Annotated in this window: 11 protein-coding genes and 1 tRNA gene; 10 read left to right on the forward strand and 2 right to left on the reverse strand. The window is 50.8% G+C overall.

Annotated features, from left to right (window positions below):
* Nucleotides 1–655 (reverse strand): EAL domain-containing protein (locus Q7T06_RS10650; RefSeq protein WP_304784442.1); only part of this gene is annotated, 655 nt, incomplete at its 3' end.
* A 422-nt stretch (nucleotides 656–1,077) separates the two neighbouring features.
* Between Q7T06_RS10650 and Q7T06_RS10655 the strand changes: the two genes are divergently transcribed.
* Nucleotides 1,078–1,167: transfer RNA gene (locus Q7T06_RS10655), tRNA-Ser, on the forward strand.
* Between the two features lie 376 nt (nucleotides 1,168–1,543).
* Entirely contained in the window at nucleotides 1,544–2,242 is a 699-nt protein-coding gene (locus tag Q7T06_RS10660; RefSeq protein ID WP_304784443.1) for a hypothetical protein, read from the forward strand.
* 79 nt (nucleotides 2,243–2,321) lie between these two features.
* Here the strand turns inward: Q7T06_RS10660 and Q7T06_RS10665 are convergent, their stop codons facing one another.
* Nucleotides 2,322–2,528, reverse strand: coding sequence for a hypothetical protein (locus Q7T06_RS10665; protein WP_304784444.1), 207 nt, complete (start codon nucleotides 2,526–2,528; stop codon nucleotides 2,322–2,324).
* A gap of 270 nt (nucleotides 2,529–2,798) precedes the next feature.
* Between Q7T06_RS10665 and Q7T06_RS10670 the strand changes: the two genes are divergently transcribed.
* The 8 genes from Q7T06_RS10670 to Q7T06_RS10705 all read left to right on the forward strand — a co-directional run.
* Nucleotides 2,799–3,026 (forward strand): hypothetical protein, encoded by a 228-nt coding sequence (locus Q7T06_RS10670; RefSeq protein WP_304784446.1) that lies wholly within the window; start codon nucleotides 2,799–2,801, stop codon nucleotides 3,024–3,026.
* A 53-nt stretch (nucleotides 3,027–3,079) separates the two neighbouring features.
* On the forward strand, nucleotides 3,080–3,313 hold the full coding sequence (locus Q7T06_RS10675) for a hypothetical protein (protein WP_304784448.1): 234 nt from the start codon (nucleotides 3,080–3,082) through the stop codon (nucleotides 3,311–3,313).
* A gap of 407 nt (nucleotides 3,314–3,720) precedes the next feature.
* The gene (locus tag Q7T06_RS10680; protein WP_304784450.1) at nucleotides 3,721–4,560 is read left to right on the forward strand and encodes a Crp/Fnr family transcriptional regulator; all 840 of its coding nucleotides are present in this window, start codon (nucleotides 3,721–3,723) and stop codon (nucleotides 4,558–4,560) included.
* Nucleotides 4,561–5,038: 478 nt separating this feature from the next.
* Nucleotides 5,039–5,338, forward strand: coding sequence for a hypothetical protein (locus Q7T06_RS10685; RefSeq protein WP_304784453.1), 300 nt, complete (start codon nucleotides 5,039–5,041; stop codon nucleotides 5,336–5,338).
* A gap of 462 nt (nucleotides 5,339–5,800) precedes the next feature.
* Entirely contained in the window at nucleotides 5,801–6,379 is a 579-nt protein-coding gene (pilV, locus tag Q7T06_RS10690; protein WP_304784455.1) for a type IV pilus modification protein PilV, read from the forward strand.
* A gap of 29 nt (nucleotides 6,380–6,408) precedes the next feature.
* Nucleotides 6,409–7,395, forward strand: a complete 987-nt coding sequence (locus tag Q7T06_RS10695; protein WP_304784457.1) for a PilW family protein — start codon at nucleotides 6,409–6,411, stop codon at nucleotides 7,393–7,395.
* Nucleotides 7,392–8,018, forward strand: a complete 627-nt coding sequence (locus Q7T06_RS10700) for a PilX N-terminal domain-containing pilus assembly protein (protein WP_304784460.1) — start codon at nucleotides 7,392–7,394, stop codon at nucleotides 8,016–8,018. Before Q7T06_RS10695 ends, Q7T06_RS10700 begins: the two co-directional genes overlap by 4 nt.
* 44 nt (nucleotides 8,019–8,062) lie before the next feature.
* Nucleotides 8,063–8,247, forward strand: a 185-nt coding sequence (locus tag Q7T06_RS10705) for a hypothetical protein (RefSeq protein WP_304784462.1), incomplete at its 3' end; no start/stop codon positions are given.

The following is an 8,247-nucleotide window of genomic DNA, read 5'->3' on the forward strand; positions in this document are numbered from 1 at the left end:
CTTCGGCGATGACGATGGTGCCGGATTTTTCTGCGATTTCCTGGATCGAGCGGACAAATTGCAGCTTGATCGGATCCAGGTTGATGCCTTGCACAAAGTGCATGTCTATTTTTACATACTCGGGCCGCAGTTCCGACCACAGGCGCAGGCTGGAAAATCCCTCACCCAAATCGTCGATTGCGATACGAAAGCCCATCGCGCGGTAATGTTTGACCGCTTCGCGCAGCATGTCGTAATCGTAAGTCGGCTGGCTCTCGGTCAACTCGATGATCACGCGTTCCGGGTTGATGCCTACTTCGTGAATATAGCCTAGCGTTTCACCATGCTTGACGTCGGGTTGCACCAGGCACTCCGGACTGACATTCAAGAACAGCCTGCCCGGCAATTGCAATTCGGCGAATTTTTCCAGCGTGATGCGGCGGCACAAATGTTCCACTTCCACGCTGAGGCCGCAATCGCGCGCTACCTTGAACAGGTTCAGGGGGGAATGCAGGGGGCTGTCGGACGGTCCGCGGATCAGGCCTTCATAGCCGATGATTTCGCCGCTTTGCATGCGTATGATGGGTTGAAACAATGGCGTCAGCTGACGATGCTGAATAACTTCCTTCAAGCGTTGCACCAGATGATCGTCTTGATCGTCGGAATTTTTATTCATAGCAACATCATTGGCGGCAAGTGACAAGTGAGCCTCCTTGGTCCTGAACCGTAAAGGTTGAGCGAGCGGGATTGCAGCGGCATCGAGTGGGTGCTCTGCGGGTGCAGTGTTTTTGGATACTGTGGGCAGTGCAGGAGAAGATGACATCAAAATAACTCTTCGCGTAATGACGGTATAGGTGATGGAACAGACTGGCCTCTGCCGAATAGTACTGATGATTTATGACAGGATGATGATAAGAAACATTGTCTTTTGGATAATATTATTGGCGTAGACCTGGCCTGTTACTGCTGCGCTGCCCGCTTGGGAAATTCGACGCTGTATGTATGTTCTTGCGGCAAGGATGGGGGTTTCCCATTGCAAAATACTCTGCTATACTCTTTTGCTTCGCTGCATTCTAAATGTAGCGATAGACCCGATTAGGAGAGGTGGCAGAGTGGTCGAATGTACCTGACTCGAAATCAGGCGTACGTGCGAACGTACCGAGGGTTCGAATCCCTCTCTCTCCTCCAGTGTTCATGCGGGTATCTGCATAATTGAAAAGCCGCTCAACGCGGCTTTTTTATTTGGCTGTGAATGTTTTTTGCGTTCCATCAAAAAAAGCTTGCGCCGTGCGGAAATGCACTGTACTATCAGTTCCGTGGTGAGTTCGCTTGCCATAGATTTGCCACTTTCCACTATAGGACTGGGTGAGTCGAAAATACTAAGCCTGCTTCCTTTTGGACGCGGGCTTTTTTGCTTTCCGTCCGGCTTATATTTCGGATACATACATAAAAGCCCATGCCGCGCCTCTCATCAACCCCACAAATGATTTTACTGTGTGCCAGCGCACACTCTGCCAGCGCCGGCCTGTGTAAAGTCGTAGTCTAAAGTACATGCAGGGTGCCTTTGCAAGATACTGAAGCGGAGTTATGCTTAATAAATCAGTCTGCATGCCTGAGTTGTAGCGGGCATTACCAAGGAGTTGATATGAGCAAAGCGGGCGAAGCAGCATCACTGTTGGCCGTTCACCTGATTGAAGAACAATTGCAGGTGTTGCCTATATCGATCGCTGTGATATTGCAGCGCACGCAAGCGGGTGGGTTCGGATCGGGTTCAGATGCCAGCCTGATGCAACTTCCAAGAAAGCGGCGCCCCTTCAAAACCGGGTCTGTCGGCAACATCGTTGTGGACAATGCCGAGGCTGAAATTGCGCTGGATTTCGATGCAGCCCATCAAACACTGAACAAAAATCCGCTACAAAAAAACAGTTACCTGCGCGTCATCATAAGCAATGCCTTGCTGGCGGTTGGCGTGTTTTTAAAAGAACACAACATGGCTGCCATGCGAACTCCCGAGATCCAGTTCATGGAGCATGTAGTCACCGCCATCCTCAACGCCAATACTTTCAAGATCGAAACCGGCTATATGCCGATCGCCACTTTTGATGGTCTGGTAATCGATAACAGCCTGCATGGTTCCCTGTTGTTCGGGGATGGTGTGCGTGAGGGCTTGATGGAGTTTGGGGATGCAGTTGCACTGCTGCAATGGCTGGCCCGTTATCTGGGTGGAGAGCAGAGTTTTGTCAGCGGTGGCGATGCAGGTTGATTAGCGCGCAAGCGGTACACTCGCTGCACCGTCGCCAAGCCCAGGCAGTGCATACATGAGTGAATTTTGCTTTACCGAATTAATCTGAATAAACGGGAACCAGTACTTCCCCGGTTGCCATCTTGAAGTTATTCGGATCGGTAGGATCCTGATCCAGGTATTCAGCGTCGTCAGTGACATAGCATTCGGTGCCTGGCCGGGAATTCGAAGGTATCAATCTGATCACCGTGCAGATTGCGCCTGTTGCCTGATTTTTGAATTGACCGATAACAGATGTGCTGGACATGGAATCTCCGGAATTAATGTTGCGGTACATTAGGTATGGCGTGATTACATAGCAAGGAGCCTGCTGTGACAATCCCATAAACATGGGGTTCAAGCTCATCCTGAGAAAATCTCTTTCAGGCGGAAGCGGCGGCGCACAGAGCAGAGTGGGATGCCCGGATCGGGTGTAATCTATTCTCACAGCAAATGACTGCCTGCCGATATTGCCCAGAACCTTTTGCATTTGGCGATATCTCTTATAGATCTATTTAACATTGATCAGGAGATCGACATGAGCGAGTTTTCCCCGCAGCCCTTGCGTCATATTTTCAAAGCCTATGCCACCCAGCTCAAAGACGGTACTTACTCCGGACATGTTTCTCATGCGATAGAAGGCCAGCCGGAAATTGCAGAAAAAATTTACGATACGGGTATCGTGGGTACGCAACATGAAGCGCTGGATGAAGCCCATGCGTTTATTGCCAGGTATGTAGCTGATCATCCTGAAGGTAGCGAGTAATTTTATTGGTAGCCTTATTGCGATATCCGGACATAGTCAACAAGGAGTCGAGCATGAGCAGAACACCCGATGCGATTTATCACGGTTATGAAATTTTCACTGTGGCTGTGCCTGCCGATGGTGGGCTATGGTCGGCCACGAGCGAGGTAGAAATCAATGCTGCCGATGGCATCGAGATATCCCAGGGATTTGGCGGGCCTTGCCAGGGCCATACTAGAGAAGAGGCAAAGGCACTGGCAATCGCTGATGCGAAACAGAAAATTGACGATTTGCTTGCACTACCCTGAATGCGCATGAGGCTGGCTCCGGCAAGCTGAATCGTGCGATGTGCAGCGGATGAAACATCGAGGTATCGATATATGTATTTACCACTATGTAAATAATAAATCGGTCGTTTGGGATTTTTCTGTTGCGCTATATAGTTGCAGCGTCTCCTCCAACTTCTCAAAAAATTGGATTTAGCCCGCTTCCGCAAGGATGGCGGGCTTTTTTTATGCGCGGCGCTACAAGGTGGCTGACCAGTTGCCGTCGTGCGATGGGCCATGACCAGTAAACACTGGGCCCAGTGATCATGGTCTTGTTATTTTTTTGTCAGTGTGTTCTCACAAGCGAATGGGATATGCACTGATTTTGCTGGCGCGATGGCGGTGTGATCATACAAGTTCGGAAATTATGATTACTAGGGGGAACACCCATGGCACAAATCTCGAACATACACATTACGCCTGCCGGCCATCATGCCATTAATTCAAACATCATTGCTGCGCTGAAGACCAAGCTCGAGCATGGCGTGCCGAGCCGCCGGCCGATTTCGCCCAAAGCCCTTGCAGGATTGCATGGCCATAATCCCCGACACAATGGGCTGCTCGCCGCATTGCCTGCGGCTGACTATGAGCGTTTATTGCCGCATCTTGAGTTTGTCGAAATGCCGTTCGGCACGACGATATGTGAAGCCGGCGAACAGATGCGGTATGTCTATTTTCTGACCAGCAGTATCGTCTCCCTGCTTTATGAAACTGCAGATGGCGCTTCATCGGAAACAGCAGTGATAGGTTACGAAGGCGTGGTCGGCGTCGATGTAATCATGGGCGGTGGTGCATCGCTGCATCGTGCCTTCATCAAGAATGCAGGCTATGGATACCGTATCAGGGCATCAGTATTGACACAGGAGTTTGCGCGAGGCGGTGCATTGCAGCAGTCGTTGCTGCGCTTTACGCAAACACTGTTCACGCAGATGGCGCACACCGTGGCTTACAATCGCCATCATACGATCGTGCAGCAATTGTGCCGCTGGCTGTTGCTCAGTCTTGATCGCCTGCCATCCAATCAAATCAGCATGACGCAGGATCTGATTGCCAATATGCTGGGTGTAAGACGTGAAAGCGTAACGGAAGCTGCCCGCAAGCTGCAGGATGAAGGCTTGATACATTACAGCCGCGGTCAAATTACGATAGTCAACAGGGCCGGTCTCGAAGAACAGATAGGTGCATCCTATCCCAGCCGCGAAAAAAATATGAAGTCTTGCTGTCTGTAAATAGATAACAAGATTATCTGTGCATGAAAATAAAGCCGCTTATAGCGGCTTTATTTTTGTCGCTTGCCCTCAACATAAATTCGGATCGGCAAGGCCATGTTTGCTTGCCATCAATAATGGTGTGCGTTATACGCCACAACCCGGCCGGAGCTGCCATACAGCGGTTGGGCTTCTCATCCTCCTTCATAACTCAGTGCACATGGTAAGCCTCTACCGGGCGAAATCATGCTTCTGCGCTTCCCATATCGCATTTCTACCTTTTCTGCCTCGATAATTTTAAAAATGGCTGGCTTGGAAGGGAATTGATTGCTTCATGAAAATAATATCTGCGCTTGCTCGCTTACAAAAAGTTTCAAATTAGATAAGCATCTTTTTTTGCGGATATGGCTTAATGGGCATCCTAAAAGATTGCTTTATTTGCAATTTATTTGATTTGATAAATGCGTGCTTCAAGACGCGCTTGATTGAAGGAAGTATCGTGAAAAAAATTTATTCATGGCTGCAATCCTTGCATCGTTCGCCCGTGTGGAGCCACACGGTAGATTTCCTGCTGGTCTTTATGCCTTGCAATGCCTTGCTGGTGCTGGTCTTTGCCTACCGTCGTTTCAAATGGGGCGAGATTGTCGAAGACTTGATGCGTGATTACATTGCCATCGTGGTGTGGGTGCTACTGATGTATTTTCTGGTTGCGCTGTGTAATTTTTACAGGCAAAAGAAAAATGGCGTGTTGAAGCATATGGAGAGCAAGATGGTCAATACGCAGTTGCGTCTTGATTAGCAGGATTTTTAACACCAGATAAAAATACCTGGGAAGGATTGCTTGTGCATCAAGCGACATAAACCAGCTCGCTATTTTGAGAAATGCCGCTCAGCCTGAAAACTGAGCGGCATTTTTTATTGTCGCAGGTATGCAATACCCGTCACGCTGAAGCACTGGAGTGCGCGTTTCACAAGCTGCATTCACACGCTGCATTATCAAAGGCTATGTTTCGCTTTTTGCGTGAACACCGAAAATCCTGCTCAGTGAAAATAAGCCTGGCACTTGTATGCTACGGGCCACCCGGCCAGTGATTCCTTGAGCGCGCATATGTGTTTAACGAGACACAAATTCGTATCCCATATCGATGGGATACGAAAATATTGAAAATATTGCAACAATCGTCGTTATTAAAAAATATCCTTTGTTTGCATCAAGCTGTTTTGATCGTGCATCAATCACCCTGGCGTAAGGAGCTGCGTGATGACATCGAGAAAAAATGGATTTTCCTTGATCGAAGTGCTGGTCTCGGTGTTTGTATTGACGGTGGGTATGATAGGCGCGGCCGGCATGCAACTGACGGCATTGCATACGGCACAGCAATCTGCGTTTCAAACCCGCGCACTTCATCTGGCGAGCAATATGGCAGACATGATGCGCGCCAATGTTGAACAGATGCGTCTGGACGATAGCGTCAATCCATACCTGCGTGTTGATTACGCTGCATCGTCAACGACAACACATGCATCCGAGTACCAATGTTACGACGCAGACCGGTATTGTGATGCCGCACAGCTTGCCCGTTTTGATATTGGCGAATTGCAGCGGCATGTTGACGCGGGCTTGCCCGGCGGCCGGGTTCGCATTTGCCGCGATGCCTCGCCCTGGAATGCCGCGGTCGGACGTTTTGAATGGGACTGCGCGCTGCCATCGCATTCAACATCGGCTCCGCTGGTGATAAAAATCGGCTGGCAGGAAAAAAATTCAACCGGCAAGCCGATCCAAAACAGCACGTCATTTGCGCCCGGCATGGTGCTGACGGTCACTCCGTATCCAAAATGAATCCGCAGCTCAGGCCTGGGCAGCAACGCATGCAGATGACGGGCGTCTTGCTGCATCAGCAAGGATGGACGATGGTCGAATTGATGATTTCGATCACGCTGGGCTTGTTCATCGTCTTGACGGCAATAGGCTTGCTGCTCTCCAGCAAGGCAGGGTATGTGACGCAAGAGCAAAACGCCCAGGTGCAGGAAACAGGGCGTTATGCGATCGAAATACTGTCGCGCGCGGTACGCCAGGCAGGGTATGAAAACTGGAATAGCGATGCGATGCCGGTTTTCGCGGCGGCCGAATCCAGCGCGAATGTCATGGGCATGGATGCCATGACGCTGAAGAAAAACACGGCAGAATTGAGCCTGGCTACTTCGCTTGATGTAGTCAATGGCAGCGATGTGCTGGCGCTGCGGTTTTTCGGTGCCGGGGTAACAGGCGACGAAGATGGCGGGATGCTCAGTTGCGCCGGCTTGACCGTACCAGTAGCAAGCTCTGCAGCCAGTGCCGATCAGGATCGTGGCTGGAGCATATTTTTTGTTGCCAAGGATAGTGCAGGCGAACCTGAGCTGCGCTGTAAATACCAGTCTAAAACGAGCTGGAATGCAGATGCGATTGCGCGCGGGGTTGAATCCTTTCAAGTCCTGTATGGCATAGATGCAGATGGCAACGGACTGCCAGAGAGTTTCCTGAATGCCGCCAGGATAGATGAGCTAGACAATAAGCTGTTGTTGGTCGGCGATAACGCAGTGGCACGTGCAGCGGACAAGAATCGCAAGACGCACTGGAAAAAAATCCGGGCGATCAGACTGGCCTTGCTGGTGCGCGGCTCACAAGTCGCGCGTGACGATGCGCTTAGTACTGAATACAACCTGTTCGGTGCCGACTACAGCAAGGCACATGCTGCCAGCGATAAAGGCGTGCGTATCCGCGAAAACACGCTACCGGGCGCAGCAAGGAATCGTCTCAGGAAAATATTCACGTACACGATACAGTTGCGTAACGATGCTGCGGGCAGCGGCACATGAACGATCGTATCGTGTACAAAATGGATCATCAATCCGGCGCCACCCTGGTCACCACCTTGCTGATGCTGCTGGTGGTTTTGATGCTGGGCATCTCATCGGCACAAATTGCCGTGCAAGGCGAGAAATCATCGCGCAATGACAGGGATCGCCAGATTGCATTTCAAGCTGCTGAAGCAGCGTTGATGGATGCGGAAAGCGATATCGAGCATTCGCCGGATGCCGGAAAATCACGCAGCCATCTCTTTTCCAATGGTAGTGCGCTCGGCTTTCCTGGCGAGACAGGCGATGCATGCGGTAGCGGCGAACAGAACATCTATCTCGGGTTATGCCGGCATGCAGCAGAGGGGATGCCGCCAGTCTGGTACACAGTCAATTTTCTGGATGCTGTGGCGAATACGAGCAGTTCAGTTCCCTATGGCAGATTTACCGGACAGTCCTTTCAAACGGGTAGCGCCTCTCTGCCAGTCCGGGTGCCGCGTTACATCGTCGAATTGATGGTCTATAAGAAAGCGGGGCTGCGCGCTGACGAACGCAGCTATTTTTACCGGATAACTGCAGTCGGCTTCGGTACGCGCGAAACGACGCAAGTTGCCTTGCAGACGGTTTATCGCAAGGCAAACTGATGAAAATGGCCAGCGTACATGCACTAGGCACATGCTGCATCTTCATGCTGCTGTGGCTGGCTATGCCGTATGTTGTTCTTGCAGCCGTACCGGAAGTAGCCCTTGAATCAGATCCCTTGATCACGCTGCGTTGTGCTGCATATCCACCTACTGTCTTGACTGCATCCGGTGCAGTGCTATCCGCGACCAGCATTGCAGGCCATGAGCTCTATCTTTATCAGGCTGCATT

The sequence above is a fragment of the Herminiimonas sp. genome (assembly GCF_030645555.1).
Lineage (GTDB): Bacteria > Pseudomonadota > Gammaproteobacteria > Burkholderiales > Burkholderiaceae_D > Oxalicibacterium.

Coding starts and splice junctions, on each gene's coding strand:
- Q7T06_RS10680 (WP_304784450.1), top strand. CDS start 3,721: ATGGCACAAATCTCGAACATACACATTACGCCTGCCGGCCATCATGCC.
- Q7T06_RS10665 (WP_304784444.1), bottom strand. CDS start 2,528: ATGTCCAGCACATCTGTTATCGGTCAATTCAAAAATCAGGCAACAGGC.
- pilV (WP_304784455.1), top strand. CDS start 5,801: ATGACATCGAGAAAAAATGGATTTTCCTTGATCGAAGTGCTGGTCTCG.
- Q7T06_RS10695 (WP_304784457.1), top strand. CDS start 6,409: ATGCAGATGACGGGCGTCTTGCTGCATCAGCAAGGATGGACGATGGTC.
- Q7T06_RS10670 (WP_304784446.1), top strand. CDS start 2,799: ATGAGCGAGTTTTCCCCGCAGCCCTTGCGTCATATTTTCAAAGCCTAT.
- Q7T06_RS10700 (WP_304784460.1), top strand. CDS start 7,392: ATGAACGATCGTATCGTGTACAAAATGGATCATCAATCCGGCGCCACC.
- Q7T06_RS10675 (WP_304784448.1), top strand. CDS start 3,080: ATGAGCAGAACACCCGATGCGATTTATCACGGTTATGAAATTTTCACT.